The following is a 17447-nucleotide window of genomic DNA, read 5'->3' on the forward strand; positions in this document are numbered from 1 at the left end:
ACCAATTATAACCAATGTCGAATATAAATACAAATTTGAATTTTAAGCATGTAAGCTACCTTTGGGATGAGTCTAAGGCAGCAGCTTTGGCAGGAGATGAAGTAGCGCTTTTCATTTATCGTTCCAATTTACTGGGAGCTGATTTGCGATTGACCAATTACGGAGGAGGAAATACTTCAGTTAAAATTACGGACAAGGATCCTTTAACGGGAGCAGACTCAGAAGTAATGTGGATCAAGGGTTCGGGGGGAGATATCGGAACACTGACAAAATCAGGTTGTGCGGCACTTTATTTAGAGAGACTTCGTAATCTGGAGAATGTTTACAGAGGCATTGAATTCGAAGATGAGATGGTAGAATTATTCAACCACTGTATTTTCGATCTGGCTTCAAAAGCGCCTTCTATCGATACACCATTACACGGATTTTTACCCTTCAAACATATTGACCACCTGCATCCTGATGCGGCTATTGCCATTGCAGCAGCAAAAGACGGGGCAAAAATCACCGAAGAATTATTCAATGGTGAAATCGGCTGGGTGGGCTGGCAGCGTCCTGGGTTCGACCTTGGACTTCAGTTAAGATCTTGTCTTGAAGAAGCAGAGAAAAAAGGAAAAAAATTACGAGGCATCATGCTGGGTTCTCACGGACTTTTCACTTGGGGAGACACCGCGTATGAAAGTTATATCAATACACTTGAAGTAATCGAGAAATGTGCGACTTACCTTGAGAACAACTATGGAAAAAAACGTCCTGTTTTTGGAGGACAAAAAATAGAAAGCCTTGAGCTGGACCAAAGAAGATTAAAAGCTGCAAAAGTAGCTCCAATCCTGAGAGGATTCTGCTCATCAGAGCGCCAGATGATCGGACATTATACCGATGATGCACGAGTTTTGGAATTCATCAATTCTAATGATTTAGAGAAATTGGCCCCGCTTGGAACTTCTTGTCCTGACCACTTTTTAAGAACTAAAATCAGTCCGCTAGTTTTGGAACTGGATCCAAACGAAGACCTGTCAGATGTAAACGCTATCAAAGCAAAATTACAACCTGCTTTTGAAGGCTATAGAGCGATGTACAAGGATTATTACAACAAATGTAAAAAAGATAATTCACCAGCGATGCGTGACCCAAACCCTGTGGTAATTTTATATCCCGGAGTTGGAATGTTCACTTTTGCCAAGGATAAAACCATGGCACGTCTGGCATCAGAATATTATGTGAATGCAGTGAACGTAATGAAAGGCGCAGAGGCAGTTTCAGAATATACTTCACTGCCACATCAGGAAGCTTTTGATATTGAATATTGGTTACTCGAAGAAGCTAAACTTCAAAGAATGCCAAAACCAAAAGCACTTTCAGGAAGAGTAGCCCTAATCACCGGATCAGCCGGAGGAATAGGAAAGGCAATTGCCAGGAAATTTGCTCAGGAAGGCGCCTGTGTCATTATCAATGATATCAATGAAGAAAGACTGGAAGAAGCAACAAAAGACTTTATCAAGTCATTCGGAAAAGATGCCGTATCAAGTACACTATTGAATGTAACAGATGAAAAGAGCACTGAAAAAGCATTAGACGAAGCTTGCCTTGCTTTTGGAGGCGTGGATATCGTGGTAAACAATGCCGGAATCAGTATCTCAAAATCAATCGCCGAACATACCCTTGAAGAATGGGACAGATTATATGACATTCTGGTAAAAGGACAATTTATTGTATCGAAAGCCGGAACTGAAGTAATGCGTAAACAAGGCTTTGGCGGAGACATTGTAAACATTGTTTCTAAAAATGCTGTTGTTGCAGGTCCGAACAACCCTGGATATGGATCGGCCAAAGCAGCCCAGGCTCACTTGACTCGCCTTATGGCAGCGGAGCTTGGAGCTGATAAAATCCGTGTGAACACGGTAAATCCGGATGCTGTAATCTCAGACTCGAATATCTGGTCTGGAGGATGGGCAGAAGGTCGTGCCAAAGCGTATGGTATTACGGTAGAAGAATTACCGGCTTACTATGCCAAACGCACCTTATTAAATGAAATCATATTGCCTGATGATATTGCCAATGCGTGTTTTGCGTTTACAGGAGGATTGTTGAGTAAATCGACAGGAAATGCCTTAAACGTAGACGGCGGAGTATCAATGGGCTTCTATAGATAAAAATAGTTTTTTTTAAGTTTGTTTAAGCAAAAGTGGTTTTTTGTGAATCTAACGTCCGACAGCCCTCGGACGTTAGATTTTTTTTAAGATGAACAAATTATTAAACAAACAAGATTGCACAAATAGGTTAGTTAAACAGGAATTGATTGTATATATTTATCGATTGTAATTCCATTAAAAGAAAAAGAATATGTTAATTGGAGCAAACAAAATAGAATCTCATAATGATGAGTTATTAAAAAAACACCAAAATAAATTTGCCTTTACAGCATCTGAAATTGGTGAAACAGAATCAATTATTCAAAAATTAATCGATTTTCAAATCGCAATTCCATCTTGGGCCTTAGGAACAGGAGGAACAAGATTCGGGCGTTTTCCCGGAGGCGGAGAACCACGTTCTTTAGAAGAAAAAATCGAAGATGTAGGTTTGCTTCATGCTTTAAACAATGCTTCAGGAGCGATTTCGTTGCACATTCCGTGGGATATTCCAACAGATCATAATGCGATTAAAGCTTTGGCAGCACAACATAACTTAAAGTTTGATGCTGTAAACTCTAATACTTTTCAGGATCAGTCAAGTCAGGATCATACCTATAAATTCGGATCCTTACAAAACGTAAATAAAGCAGTTCGCAAACAGGCGATTGCTCACAATATAGAAGTTATTCAACAAGGAATCGCTTTAGGATCAGAATCGTTAACCGTTTGGTTGGCAGATGGATCTTCTTTCCCTGGACAATTAAACTTCCGTCGTGCTTATCAAAATACACTAGAAAGTTTAGAAGAAATCTACGCAGCATTACCTTCAAACTGGAAATTATTCTTAGAATACAAATGTGCAGAGCCGAACTTTTACTCGACTACAGTAGCAGATTGGGGACAATCTTATTCGTATGTGAAAAAATTAGGAGACAAAGCTCAGACATTAGTTGATTTAGGACATCATTTACCAAATGCTAATATCGAGCAAATTGTTTCTTTATTATTAATGGAAGGAAAATTAGGTGGTTTCCACTTCAATGATTCAAAATATGGAGATGATGATTTAACTGCCGGAGCTTTAAAACCATATCAATTATTCTTGATTTTCAATGAATTGGTTGAAGGAATGGATGAAAGAGGAATGAATCACGCTAAAGATTTAGGATGGATGATTGATGCTTCTCACAACATTAAAGATCCTTTAGAAGATTTATTACAATCTGTTGAAGCGATTATGATTGCTTATGCTCAGGCACTTTTAGTTGACAGAAAAGCATTGGAAGTTGCACAAGACGAAAATGATGTTGTAAAAGCACAGGAAATCCTGCAAAATGCTTTCCGTACAGATGTTCGCGCATTAGTTGCTGAAGCTCGTTTACGTTCAGGTGCGGCACTAAATCCGGTTGCATTGTATCGTGGCCTTGATGTTAGAAAAAATCTAATTGGAGAAAGAGGATTAAAAACGATAGCAACAGGCTTATAGTTATTAATTATTAGTTATGAATTATGAGTTAGTAAACTCCTGGAGTTTATATCGGTTTCATAATTCAATAATTCACAATTTACAATTCACAATTTATAATTAACTAAATGAATGTAGTTGCAATTTTTGATATTGGTAAGACAAACAAAAAGGTTTTTTTATTTGATGAAAATTATAGAATTGTTTGGGAAAAATCGGTGAATTTCGATGAAACTGTCGACGAAGACGGTTTTCCCTGCGAGGATATTGAGTTACTTAAAAACTGGATATTGGAGTGTTTATCAGAAATAAAAAATCTGACAAACTATGTTCTGAAAGCAATAAATTTCAGCACTTACGGAGCCAGTTTTGTCTATATCGATGAAGAAGGCAAAAATTTGACACCTTTGTATAATTATCTAAAAGATTATCCGGAGGAATTAAAGCAGGAATTTTATAAAAAATATAAAGGAGAAGAAGTTTTTGCAGTAAAAACAGCTTCTCCTGTTTTAGGAAGTCTTAATTCCGGAATGCAAATTTACAGGCTGAAAGAAGAAAGACCAGAACTCTTTGATAAGGTTAAATATTGTCTTCATTTGCCGCAATACCTTAGTTTTCTTTTAACTGGTGAAGCTTATTCTGATATTACAAGCATCGGATGTCATACGAATCTTTGGAATTTTAAAAAGATGAAGTATCACAAATGGCTGAAAAAAGAAGCCATAATCGAAAAGATTCCACCACTTCATTTTGGAAAAGACATCATAAAAAAAGAAGACGGTTTGGCCGTTGGGGTAGGCTTGCACGATAGTTCATCTGCAATAATTCCGTACACGATCAACTTTACAGAACCTTTTGTTTTATTATCAACAGGAACCTGGAGTATTTCGCTAAATCCTTTCAATAATAGACCTTTAACTTTCGAAGAATTAAAATACGATTGTTTGTGTTACATGCAATACACGGAAAAGCCTGTAAAAGCGGCCCGTTTGTTTTCAGGTAACGAACATGAAATACAAGCCAAAAGACTGGCAGAGCATTTTAATGTGCCGTTTGATACGTTTAAAGATATTTATTTTGATAAAAAAATAGTATCAAATCTAAGGGCTTTAAACTTCCAGATTGTTTATCCAAAGAAATATGATTTTGATATTCTTAAGGAATGTCCATTTCAAAAAAGAGATCTAAATACTTTCAAAAGTTACGACATCGCCTATCATCAATTGATGTTAGATCTTGTTGAGCAACAGGTTTTTTCAACTAATTTAGTGATTAACAACAGCCCTGTAAAGAAAATTTTTGTGGATGGAGGTTTCAGTAAAAATTCAATTTTCATGAATTTACTGGCAGAAGCTTTCCCGGATGTAGAAGTATATGCCGCATCTATGGCACAGGCGAGTGCATTGGGAGCTGCATTGGCGATTCATCAAAACTGGAATCCAAAACCAATCCAGAATGATTTAATTGATTTGAAGTTTTACAAACACTAGATTAGAATTGAAAATTTAGAATTAAAAATTAAAAATCCACTCAATTTGTGAAAAGGAATAATAACCACAGATTAATGGATTATAAAGATTTTGTTTCACGCAGATTCAGCAGATTTGAGCAGATTTAATTTTGATAATGATCTGCGTGCATCTGCCTAAATCTTTTTAAATTTGCGTGAAATAAAATAATAGCCACAGATTAAAGGATTAAAAAGATTAAAATAAAATCTATTCAAATCTGCGTGAAAAAATATTTAACACATAGTCTATATTTCTATGTGTTTAAAAAATTATCAAGAATATGAAAGTTGGACTTTTTATACCGTGTTACGTCGACCAGTTTTATCCAAAAGTGGGTATTGCAACCTATGAACTTTTACAAAAATTAGGCTGTGATGTTCATTTTCCGATGGGACAAACCTGTTGTGGACAACCAATGGCAAATAGCGGATATCAGCATTTAACCAAAGGCTGCGATGCCAATTTTATAGCCAATTTTGCTGGTTTTGATTATATCGTTTGTCCTTCAGGAAGTTGTGTTTTGCATGTAAAAGATCATTTACACGATGATAAACTTGAAGTTGTTGCAACCGAAATTCGTAAAAAAGTTTTCGAATTGACAGAGTTTATTACTGATATTTTGAAAGTAGATCATATAGACGGAAACTTTCCATATAGAGTCGGAATGCACAATAGTTGCCATGGACAACGCGGTTTAAAGCTTTCGCAGATGACCGAATTAAACGCTCCATTTTTCTCGAAACCAGAGCAACTATTACACAACATAAAAGGACTCGATTTGATTTCTTTAACCAGAAAAGATGAATGTTGTGGATTTGGAGGTACTTTCTGTGTGACCGAAGAAGCGGTTTCTGTCAAAATGGGTCAGGATAGAATTAAAGACCATGAAAACCATAATGTGGATTATATTACCGGAGGCGACATGTCTTGTTTAATGCATTTAGAAGGAATTCTGAAAAGACAAAATAGCAATGTAAAAACCATCCATATTGCTGAAATATTGAATACGTTGGTATAAAAAATTGCCCACGGATTAAATGGATTTAAACGAGTTAACACAGATTTTAAACCTATTTTGTCAATATATTAAAAATAAACCCGCGTCAACCCGTTTAAACCCGCAAAACCCGTGGTCCATTTAAAAAGTAATCATGAAAAAAATAACGCTTTGTTTTGCACTATTACTTTCACTTGTTTTTTTATCCTTTAAAAAAGACAAGTCTGGTGTGACTTTACAGGAAGTTATAGTAAAGGCTCCTTTTGAAATGCCAGCCATAAAAATTCCTGATTTTAGCAAATGCGAAGAATTCTCTATTGCTGATTTTGGAGCTGTTAAAGGCGATAAAGAAAAAACTTCAGAAGCCATAAATAAAGCGATTGCAAAAGCCAATAAAGCAGGAGGAGGAACGGTTGTGATCCCGGAAGGAGAATGGCTAATGAAGAAAATCCACTTTAAAAGTAATGTAAACTTACATCTGAATAAAGGAGCGGTTTTACTTTTTTCAGAAGATCCAAACGATTATTTACCGGCTGTAAGCTCGACTTGGGAAGGGTATGAATGTTATAATTATTCTCCTTTGATTTATGCCTATAAATGTAAAAATATTGCCATTACTGGCGAGGGCGAATTAAAAGCCAAAATGGATGTTTGGCAAGTTTGGTTTGCGCGTCCAAAAGCGCATATGGAAAGCCTGAAAAGATTGTATTATCTGGCTTCTTACAACAAACCATTAAAAGAGCGTCAAATGGTAAATGACAGCGCTCATTTTCGTCCGCAGTTTATTCAGTTCAATCGATGTGAAAATATATTAATGGATGGCGTTTCCATTACCAACAGTCCATTCTGGACGATTCATCCTTTTCTATCGAAGGATGTTGTACTCAGAAATTTGAAAGTTTATGCACACGGTCACAATAATGATGGTGTCGATCCTGAAATGAGTCAGAATGTATTAATTGAAAATTGTATTTTTGATCAGGGAGATGATGCTATTGCGATAAAATCAGGGAGTAATCAGGATGCCTGGAGATTGCATACTCCTTCAAAAAATATTGTAATGCGTAATTGTACCGTTAAAAATGGACATCAATTAGTAGCCATCGGAAGTGAACTTTCGGGCGGAATAGAAAATGTTTTTATTGATAATTGCACTGTCGTGGATGGCGCAAAATTGAATCATCTTTTATTCATTAAAACAAATGAAAGAAGAGGCGGATTTGTAAATAACATTCATATGACGAATATCACAGCAGGAAAAATTGATGCCGGAATTCTGGGAATTGAAACCGATGTTTTATATCAATGGCGTGATTTAGTTCCGACAATTGAACGTAAACTGACTCCCATAAAAAATGTGTATCTGGAGAATGTAAAAGCAACAGATGTGAAGTTTATCTCGAGAATTTTAGGTCAGAAAGAACTTCCTGTAGAAAATATATTTCTGAAAAATGTTCATGCAGATGCGGTTCAGGGAAATCAGAATATTCATGAAAATGCAGTGAATTTTGAGAATAAAAATTAATTATAAGACTAACTGTTTTATAGTAAAGTAATAAAAGATGTCTTCAAAAAAAATAATAGAACACAGCGAAGCCGCAACACGTTTTAATAAAGATGTTGAACGGGTAAACTGGCATGATGAAACGCTTTGGTTTGTTCGTGAAAAACGTGATAAATCGGCGAATCAAATTCAGGATTGGGAACTGCTTCGTGAAACTGCTTCTCGAATCAAAAATAATGTGCTGGCCAATATGCACGATTATTTAAGTGATTTTGAAGCTAATGCTCAGAAAAACGGAATCATCGTGCACTGGGCTGCCGATGCAAAAGAGCATAATGAAATTGTGCATTCGATTTTGCAAAAACACGATGTAAAGCAAATGGTGAAATCAAAATCAATGCTTACAGAAGAATGTCACCTGAATGATTATTTAGCGGATAAAGGTATCGAAGTTATCGATTCTGATTTAGGAGAATATATTGTTCAGCTCCGTAAAGAACCGCCAAGCCACATTGTATTGCCGGCAATTCACCTAAAAAAAGAAGATGTAAGTGAAACATTTCACGAACATCTGGGTACGGAAAAAGGAAATTTTGATCCTCAATATTTAACCGAATCAGCAAGGCGTGAACTTCGTGATACATTTTTAACTCGTAAAGCGGCTTTAACCGGAGTTAATTTTGCAGTTGCCGAAACAGGCGAATTTGTAGTTTGTACCAATGAAGGAAATGCTGATATGGGTGCGCATTTAGCAGATGTTCACATTGCGTGTATGGGATTCGAAAAACTGATTCCGCAACGCAAACATCTAGGTGTTTTCCTGAGATTATTGGCCAGAAGTGCAACAGGACAACCGATTACCACTTTTTCAAGTCATTTTAAAAAGCCAAGAGACGGAAAAGAAATTCATATTGTAATTGTTGATAATGGAAGAAGTACACAATTAGGAAGACCCGATTTTAGAAACTCTTTAAAATGTATTCGTTGTGGCGCTTGTATGAACACTTGTCCGGTTTACAGAAGAAGTGGTGGACATAGTTATCATAATGCGGTGGCAGGACCAATTGGGTCTATTTTAGCCCCTAATTTAGACATGAGCAAAAATGCCGATTTACCTTTTGCAAGCACACTTTGTGGTTCGTGTACGAATGTATGTCCGGTAAAAATTGATATTCACGATCAGTTGTACAAATGGCGTCAGGTTTTGGTGAAGGAGGGTCATACGCCAACTTCAAAAACGATTGCGATGAAAACCATGGCAACCGTTTTAGCGAATCCAACCGTATTTAATTTAGCCGGAAAATCAGGAAGATTTGTAATGAAAAATATTCCGGCATTAGTGAATAATAAAATGAACAAATGGTACGATCAACGTGAAATGCCAGACGTTCCGGAAGAATCTTTTAGAGAATGGTACAAGAAAAATTCAAGGGAATCTAAAGCGAAAAAAGATGAGTAGTAAAGCTGAAATTTTAAATAAAATAAAACAAAGTCAGCCTAATCTAACTGCTGAATTACCTGATCTAAAAGTTTTGGGTTCAGAACAGTTTGATGTGCTGGAAATGTATAAAACGGTATTAAAAAACATTGGAGGAAATCCGGTAGAAGTGGCTGATTATAATGAAATACTAGCTTATATCAGGAATAATTATCCACTGGAGAAACGCATTATAACGACAATTTCGGAGCTTTCTGAAATCGCTGTTTTAGATTGGACCAATGATGATCCGCATTCGCTTCAAAATGTAGAATTAACGATTATAAAAGCACATTTTGGTGTTGCTGAAAATAGTGCCCTTTGGGTAACCGATGCTATTTTAGGACAACGTGTAGCACCTTTTATTACACAATATCTGGCTATCATAGTAAATAAAAAAGACCTTATTCCAACAATGCATCAGGCTTACGATCGAATCGGAAATCAGGAATATGGTTTCGGAACTTTTATCGCCGGACCTTCTAAGACTGCGGATATTGAACAGTCTTTGGTTTTGGGTGCACATGGGGCAAGAGGATTGGTTGTTTTTTTGATGGAATAAAAATATATCGTTTCATAAAGAATTTATAATATTAGGATTTGATTCGGATTGTGTAAATCGCAGAGACGCGATTCATCGCGTCTCTACTCTTAAAATGAAAATGTGCAATGGCGATTAATTGATGATGAAATGCGCATTTGCCGATTAATTGATTATGGAACTGCAGAGACGCGATAAATCGCGTCTGTACGCAATAGAAAGCGAAGGGCAATAAAAAGTTTTTTTTCTATTTAAAAAGTAGAGCCATAAAAAATAATTCCCATCATAAATCAAAATAAAACTCCTTGCTAGTCCAGGCGTCCCGTTCTTGAACGCAAATTTAAAATATTTCTTAATTTATCCAAAAAGCATTTTTCGTATATTTGAAATATGGATGTAAATATAAAAGACATATCTATCAAACGTGCCACTACTGCTGATTTACCTAAACTGGTAGAATTTCTGCAGTTTCTTGTTGCTGCAGAGCGACCATTTGACCCAACACTTAAAGAGGGTCAAATCTTCTATTATAACATAGAAGATTTTATATCCGATGAGAAAACAGAACTTCTGGTTATCGACTATAAGCATCAAATCATTGGTTGTGGATATGCCCAGATTCGATCAGCAAAACCGTATCAAAACCATGAATTATTCGGTTATCTTGGTTTCATGTATGTAAGCCCGGAATTTAGAGGAAATGGGTTTAATAATCTATTGCTGAATGATCTTAAAAAATGGGTTTTATCTAAAGGAATAACTGAGGTTAGACTCGAGGTTTACTCTGAAAACGAGCCAGCAATCAGAGCTTATGAAAAAGCCGGTTTTAAGCAGATATTGACAACGATGCGTTGCGATATAAGCTAAAGCGGGACAGTTGAGAAGTAAAGAATTATAAAAATGCCAATTGAACATATAGATACTTTTTTTTGCAGGTATAACTTTATTAAAAATACAGATTAGGGATAAAATCTTATAAGTAAAGAAGTATATTAATTTTTATATACTCATTTTTATGAAATATCTATAAAATTAACTTATAATTGTACCTTTTACACCAAACAAAAAAATATTTATTTTGAGGTATTTTGTTTTACATCTTCTTTTTTTAATAGGTTTTTCTTCTGTAAGTTTTGCACAGGATAATCCCATAAAATTTCTTGATATTTCTGATGGTTTGTCTAATAATTCGGTAACCACCATTTTTCAGGACAGCGACGGTTATCTTTGGTTTGGAACTTATGACGGATTGAACCGCTATGACGGCTATAATTTCAAAGTTTTCCGCAACAGAATCAACGATAAGAAATCATTACTCTTTAATACGATTTATAGCATCGAAGGAGATTCCCGAAAAAATATTTGGGTTGGAGGTGCTAATGGAGTATGTGTTTATAATAAAACCAATGCCACATTTAATCCTGTCCAGTTTTCTTTAGGTAATTCAAAACAAAAAGTATTAAAAGACATTATTCACCAAATGAGATCTGTTTCTGATAATTTGGTCTTGGTCGCATCACAGAATTTGGGATTAATTACTTTTGAAAATGGCTCTTTTGTTGGAAAACATATTCCGTTAAACCTGTTAGAAAACAAAATTGCAGTCAATAATTATGATGCTATTGCACTTCAGGACGATAAAAAAAAAGCGAATTGCTGGGTTTACGTCAGAAACGTTGGGGTTTGTAGTTACAGTTATTCTTCTAAACGCTTAAAAGTTGTTTTTCCACTTTCTAAAGAAGTGAAAGCAATGAAATTATCGTCAGATGAAAATCTTTGGTTGGGAACTGACGAAGGACTTTTTCTTTTTAATACCAAATCAGGTTTGCTTTCTGATAATTATTTTTCGATCAAATGCAGTGTTACCGATATTCTTTTGGATAAAAAAAGAGAAATCTGGATTACTACAGACGGTTGCGGAATTTTTAAAGTCGATGCAATAAATAAAAAAGCAATCGCTTATAATACCATAAATGACAATCAATTAGCCAAAAGTAATTCGGTTTGGAGTTTATACGAAGATAAATCCGGAAACAAATGGTTTGGCTCATTACGTGGTGGAATTAGTATGCTGAGCAGTACGCCCAAATATTTTAAAAGTATACGATACAATGCAAAAAATTCTGCTGAGAATTTTATTTTATCTTTTTGTGAAGATGAAAAAAACAATTTATGGGTAGGAACAGATGGAGCAGGTTTAAAATATTGGAACCGAAAGAATAATACCTACGTAAATTATGGCATTGCACTTTCAAGTACTTTTATTACAGGGATAGTACGCGATAATAATAACGATATCTGGGTTTCTACCTGGGCGGGCGGCGTAAACCGTATTAACAAAAAAAACAATACAGTAACACGATTTTCCTGTTACAATCCGTATACTAAACAAGTTGAAAAAAACATTTGGTTTGTGTACAAAGACTCAAAAGCTAATATTTGGGCAAGTGCAACAAACGAGGGGTCTTTATATATATATGATCGCGATAAAAATAGTTTTGTACTTTTTGATAACACAATCAATAACTTGCAATGTTTGATAGAAACCAGTGATGGAAAACTTTGGGGAGCCAATTACAGTACCTTGTTTTCTATAGAAAAAAATACCAGAAAAGTTAATAAAAAGGCTTTTGGGAATCCTATTCGATGCATTCATGAAGACAAAGACAAAAATTTGTGGCTGGGTACGCAGGAAGGCGGACTAGTATTGTTTGACCGTAAAACCAGTACTTTTAAAAGATTCACAACAGACGATGGTTTGCCTTCAAATACTGTTTTACGATTATTAGAAGATAAGGAAGGAAATCTCTGGATGAGTACATACAACGGAATTTGCAGATTTGACAAAAAAATGAAAACCTTCCGTAATTTTTCTGTCAATGACGGGCTTCAAAGCAATCAATTTAGTTTTAATGCAGGCATCAAATTATCAACAGGAGAATTTTTATTTGGTGGAATAAACGGTTTCAATATCTTTTTCCCGGAAGCGATTAAAGGGTTTAATCAGGAAAACAATTTATTACTAACTGATTTTTATGTCAACAATCAGCCAATCGAAGAAAATAAAAATGACGTAGTATCAGAATGGAAATTGGGTAAAATTAAAGAAGTTAGCCTGCCTTATGATCAAACAACTTTATCATTAGAGTTCGTGGCCTTAGATTATAACAATGCCGACAAGATAAATTATGCGTATTATTTAGAAGGCTGGGACGAACAGTGGAATTATGTGGGTCAGGCCCGAAAAGCAAATTATGCCCGTCTAACCGAAGGAAAATATACATTTAAAGTAAGAACAACCAATTTTAAAGGAGGCTGGAATAAGGAAATAAGCCTTGTAACAATCGAAATTTTACCGCCATGGTATAGAACCTGGTGGGCATATACCTTGTATTTACTGGCTTTGGCAGGGATTCTTTTTGCCTATTTGGAATATCATAAAATAAAGAAAAACTAAAATATAAAGTAAAAATTGCTGAACTGGAAAGCAAGAAAGAAAAGGAGGTTGCCGAAAAACAATCGTCGATGTTTACGTATATCTCGCACGAGTTTAGAACGCCGCTTTCGCTGATTATAAATCCGCTGAAAAAAGCAGTTCAGAAAGAAAGTATTCAAAACGGTTCTTCTGGAAGTGATTTGGCCATTGCACACCGAAATGCCCGTAGACTATTGAGTCTGGTTGATCAGTTGCTTCTTTTCCGTAAAGCTGAAAATGATGCTGATTCTCTCAGATTATCGAATATAAATGTAAATAATCTTTGCAATGAAGTGTATCAATGCTTCGTAAATCAGGCAAAGGAGAAAAACATCACATATAAATTTGATATTCCGCAGCATGATATTGAAATTATTGGAGATTATGAAAAAATAGAAATTTCCTTATTTAATTTAATGTCAAATGCCTTTAAATACACACCAATTGGGGGAGAGATTAACCTAAAGCTTTCTGAAAATGATCATGAAGTTATATTAGAAATTTCCGATAATGGTGATGGAATTGAAAAGAAAGATATTGACATTATTTTCGAAAAATTCAAACAGATCAATTCAAAAGTTTCCGTTGGAACGGGTTTCGGAATTGGACTTTATATTGTGAAATATTTTGTTGACAAACATAAAGGAACAGTAAGCTGCAGCAGTGAAGTAGGAAAAGGAAGCACTTTTACATTGGCATTCCTGAAAGGAAACCGTCATTTTGAAAATATTGAAATTACTGATGTTGTTGCAAAAAGAAGTCAGTTATTTGATGAACTTATCATTGATGATTCAGAACAAAATAATCAGTCTTTAAATAATACAGTTTCAGAAAGTGATTTTCAGAAAATCATGCTTACTGATAAACGTACGGTTTTAATAATAGATGATAATGCAGAAATCAGGGCCTATCTGATCAAATTATTCTCGGAAAATTATATTGTTTATAATGCTGAAAATGGAGAAGAAGGCCTGAAGCTGACCAGGAAACATATGCCTGATCTGGTCATCAGTGACATTACGATGGAACATATGGATGGTCTGGAATTATGCCGAAAAATAAAAGAAAACGAAAGTTTATCTCATATTCCGGTTATTTTATTAACAGCTTCTAAAAACCCGGAAACACATTTACAGGGTATTACAGATGGTGCTGATGATTATATTACAAAGCCTTTTGATGATGATATACTCGTAGCGCGTGTGGAGTCATTATTGCGAAACAGAAGCAACCTGCGTACTTATTTCTTAGACAGTATAACGCTTAGGGAAAACTCACAAAAGGTTCCGGTTGAATACCAGGAAATCTTAAAAAAATGTATCGATATTGTCGAAGCCAATATTCATAAAAAAGATTTTACGATTAAGAATTTTGCACTCGAAATGGGAATGAGCCATAGAACACTTTATACCAAAATCAAGATCATTTCAGGTCAGACTTTAAATGCTTTTATTCGTTCGCTAAGAATTCGAAGAGCGGCGATGTTAATGTTGACAGAAGATATGAATATTGCGCAGGCAAGTGCCGAAGTTGGTTTTGAAGATCCAAAGTATTTTAGACAGCAATTTGTTAAACTTTTTGGAATGACGCCTTCAGAGTATATTAAAAAGTACAAAAGTTCTTTTAATTCTGATTTGAATATTATTAAATAAAAGGGTTCTTTCGCGAACAACTAGTCTGTTTTCAAAACTTTTTATGTCTTTCCAATTAATTTTAAACCTGGCTCTTGTACCTTAGGCGATATTCTCTTGGCGATATTTCCATAACCAATCTAAAGGATTTTGAAAAGTGAAATGGATCGTAATAACCTAGATGATAAGCGATTTCTTTTATCTTCATGGTACTAAATTGCAATAGGGAACACGATTTCTGGATTTTCAATTGGTTGTAATATTCCATTGGCGTAAACGATGTTTTTTCTAAAAATAATGCCCCAAAATACGAGCTCGAATACCCTGCATATTGTGCAATTTCATGCAGCGTTATTTTGGTTGTCAGATTATTTTTCATGTAAATGATGCTCATAGGTATTACATCTAAAACTTCAGTGTCAGCCGTTTTTATTTTTAAAAACTGATCAGTATATTTTATGCTGGCTAAAAAGTGTTGCAAACAAATGCTTGCATACTCGAGATTATCAGGATAAAATCCCATTTCTAAATTTTGATAAATCTCTTCAAAAAGATTTAAGCGGTCAGATACTCTGGTGTCGCTTAAATTTATAATTTTTCCAGAAATAGACGCGTGTAAAGAATTGCTAGTACCTTTAAAATGAAGCCAGTAAATACTCCAGGGTTTTGATAGTTCAGCTTCATAACTATGTGCTTTATGTGCGGGAATAATAAAGGCCTGATCTTTAGTAAGTGAAAATTGCTCATTCTCAAATGTGATAAACCCTTTTCCGTTTTCGCAGTAAATTAAAATATGTTCCAACGCCCCTTTTGATCTTTTCCTAAAATGATGTTTTGCATTGGGATAATAGCCAATATGTGTAATAAATAAGTTTTTTGCAATTTCATTCTCCGATTGAAAATTACGCACACTGTAAGGTACTACTATTGCTCTTTCGCCTTTAAAACCATCCGCTATTTGATCCATGTAGAATATTTTGAAATGATATATTTAGAATTACCATCTATCATATTTTAAAAAAAAGTATCAAATGCAAAATTATACTAAACCGTGGTAATTTACATATTATGTATTCTTATTTTTAAAAATCAGGCTAAATTGCCAAATAATGGAGGGTTTAGTCAGATATTTTGTATGTTCTTTATGTAGTTAATTTGAGTTTTTTACTGAAATATTACATTTACTATAAAAAAAGTGTTTTTTTATTTTTAGTATGATAGGTTATTTTGGATAATCATGCTTTTATACATGTTTTATTGAAATATTACATTTTGAAAGGAAAGGTAAGTAACGATATTTGTAAACGATAAATAAATTTAAATATAAAATATATGAGTAAGTATAATTCTTCTTATTTGCTTTTCATCGCACTAGTTTCAGCCATGGGCGGTTTGTTATTTGGGTATGACTGGGTTGTTATTGGAGGTGCAAAGCCTTTTTATGAAGTCTTTTTTAATATTGCAAATTCGCCGTCAATGCAGGGCTGGGTAATGGGAAGTGCTATTTTAGGATGTTTGCTTGGTGTAATGATCTCCGGAAGTTTATCTGATAAATACGGAAGAAAACCTTTAATGATTGTAGCTTCTGTCTTTTTTACTCTTGCAGCAGTAGGTACTGGTATGGCTAATACTATCGAGTGGTTTATTATATGGAGAGTTGTTGGTGGAGTTGGTATTGGAATTGCATCGAATCTCTCACCTATGTATATCGCAGAAATTGCACCAAGTGAATCCAGAGGCAAATTTGTTTCTATCAATCAGTTAACGGTTGTTATTGGTGTGCTTGCAGCTCAAATTGCAAATTGGTTAATCGCAGATCCCATTATAGAAGGACAGGATATTTTGAATTCCTGGAACGGACAATGGGGATGGAGATATATGTTTTGGGCAGGAGCAATTCCGTCCGTTGCTTTTTTTGCTTTAATATTGATTATTCCTGAAAGTCCAAGATGGTTGGCCAGTCAATATAAATATGCCCAAGCAGAATCAATCTTTTCTAAAATTGGCGGAAGCATTTTTGCAGCGCAACAAATAGAAGAACTAAAATCAAGAGTTAGTCTTGTAAAAGAGAACGTAAACTATAAAATGCTTTTTGAAGGCAAAATGCCCAAAATTCTTTTACTCGGAATTGTCATTGCCGCTTTTCAGCAATGGTGCGGTATTAACGTAATTTTTAATTACGCACAGGAAATATTTTCTGCTGCAGGTTATGGCGTCTCAGATATCTTATTCAATATTGTTATTACAGGCTTAACGAACGTAATTTTCACATTTGTGGGAATGTACTTTGTGGACCGATTAGGAAGAAGAACTTTAATGCTTTTTGGATCTATCGGATTAACTTTTATTTATGCTCTATTAGGAGCTTGTTATTACTTTGGAGTAACCGGTATTGCCGTTTTAGCTTTGGTAATTGCAGCGATCTCCTGTTATGCAATGACATTGGCGCCTGTAACCTGGGTAGTTTTATCTGAAATATTTCCAACAAAAATACGAGCAATGGCAATGGCTGTTTCTACTTTTTCTTTATGGACAGCCTGTTTTATTCTGACTTATACTTTTCCATTATTAAATAATAGTCTGGGATCTTACGGAACTTTCTGGCTGTACGGAATTGTTTGCCTGCTTGGATATCTTTTCCTGCGTATTTATTTGCCTGAAACGAAAGGGAAATCCTTAGAAGAAATTGAAAATGAATTGACAAAATAATAAAG

Annotated in this window: 12 protein-coding genes; 11 read left to right on the forward strand and 1 reads right to left on the reverse strand. The window is 35.0% G+C overall.

The annotated features are described in order from the left end of the window. Positions 1-14 precede the first annotated feature (14 nt). From IHE43_RS12160 to IHE43_RS23615, 10 genes are all read left to right on the forward strand, one after another. On the forward strand, positions 15-2153 hold the full coding sequence (locus IHE43_RS12160; protein WP_192184125.1) for a bifunctional aldolase/short-chain dehydrogenase: 2139 nt from the start codon (positions 15-17) through the stop codon (positions 2151-2153). A 190-nt stretch (positions 2154-2343) separates the two neighbouring features. Beyond that, entirely contained in the window at positions 2344-3618 is a 1275-nt protein-coding gene (locus IHE43_RS12165; protein ID WP_192184126.1) for a TIM barrel protein, read from the forward strand. A gap of 107 nt (positions 3619-3725) precedes the next feature. Then, the gene (locus IHE43_RS12170) at positions 3726-5087 is read left to right on the forward strand and encodes an FGGY-family carbohydrate kinase (RefSeq protein WP_192184127.1); all 1362 of its coding nucleotides are present in this window, start codon (positions 3726-3728) and stop codon (positions 5085-5087) included. A 301-nt stretch (positions 5088-5388) separates the two neighbouring features. Next, positions 5389-6126 carry a (Fe-S)-binding protein gene (locus IHE43_RS12175; protein WP_192184128.1) on the forward strand — a complete coding sequence of 246 codons (738 nt, stop codon included), beginning with the start codon at positions 5389-5391 and terminating at the stop codon, positions 6124-6126. 133 nt (positions 6127-6259) lie between these two features. Then, on the forward strand, positions 6260-7630 hold the full coding sequence (locus tag IHE43_RS12180) for a glycoside hydrolase family 28 protein (protein WP_192184129.1): 1371 nt from the start codon (positions 6260-6262) through the stop codon (positions 7628-7630). 37 nt (positions 7631-7667) lie between these two features. After that, complete coding sequence (locus tag IHE43_RS12185) at positions 7668-9068, forward strand: lactate utilization protein B (protein ID WP_192184130.1); 1401 nt, start codon at positions 7668-7670, stop codon at positions 9066-9068. Beyond that, entirely contained in the window at positions 9061-9648 is a 588-nt protein-coding gene (locus IHE43_RS12190) for an LUD domain-containing protein (RefSeq protein ID WP_192184131.1), read from the forward strand. The genes IHE43_RS12185 and IHE43_RS12190 overlap by 8 nt, the downstream gene beginning before the upstream one ends. 369 nt (positions 9649-10017) lie before the next feature. Next, positions 10018-10494, forward strand: a complete 477-nt coding sequence (locus IHE43_RS12195) for a GNAT family N-acetyltransferase (protein ID WP_192184132.1) — start codon at positions 10018-10020, stop codon at positions 10492-10494. Positions 10495-10705: 211 nt separating this feature from the next. Continuing rightward, on the forward strand, positions 10706-13084 hold the full coding sequence (locus IHE43_RS23610) for a two-component regulator propeller domain-containing protein (protein WP_225585067.1): 2379 nt from the start codon (positions 10706-10708) through the stop codon (positions 13082-13084). Between the two features lie 68 nt (positions 13085-13152). Then, positions 13153-14754, forward strand: coding sequence for a response regulator (locus IHE43_RS23615; RefSeq protein WP_225585069.1), 1602 nt, complete (start codon positions 13153-13155; stop codon positions 14752-14754). 61 nt (positions 14755-14815) lie between these two features. On the opposite strand, the gene IHE43_RS12205 is transcribed toward IHE43_RS23615, so the two are convergent. Continuing rightward, a complete protein-coding gene (locus tag IHE43_RS12205) occupies positions 14816-15700 on the reverse strand; it encodes an AraC family transcriptional regulator (protein WP_192184133.1) in 885 nt (294 codons plus the stop codon). Between the two features lie 365 nt (positions 15701-16065). On the opposite strand from IHE43_RS12205, the gene IHE43_RS12210 reads away from it, so the two are divergent. Continuing rightward, a complete protein-coding gene (locus IHE43_RS12210) occupies positions 16066-17442 on the forward strand; it encodes a sugar porter family MFS transporter (protein ID WP_192184134.1) in 1377 nt (458 codons plus the stop codon). Positions 17443-17447 lie beyond the last annotated feature (5 nt).

It is taken from the genome of Flavobacterium sp. MDT1-60, assembly GCF_014844035.1.
Lineage (GTDB): Bacteria > Bacteroidota > Bacteroidia > Flavobacteriales > Flavobacteriaceae > Flavobacterium.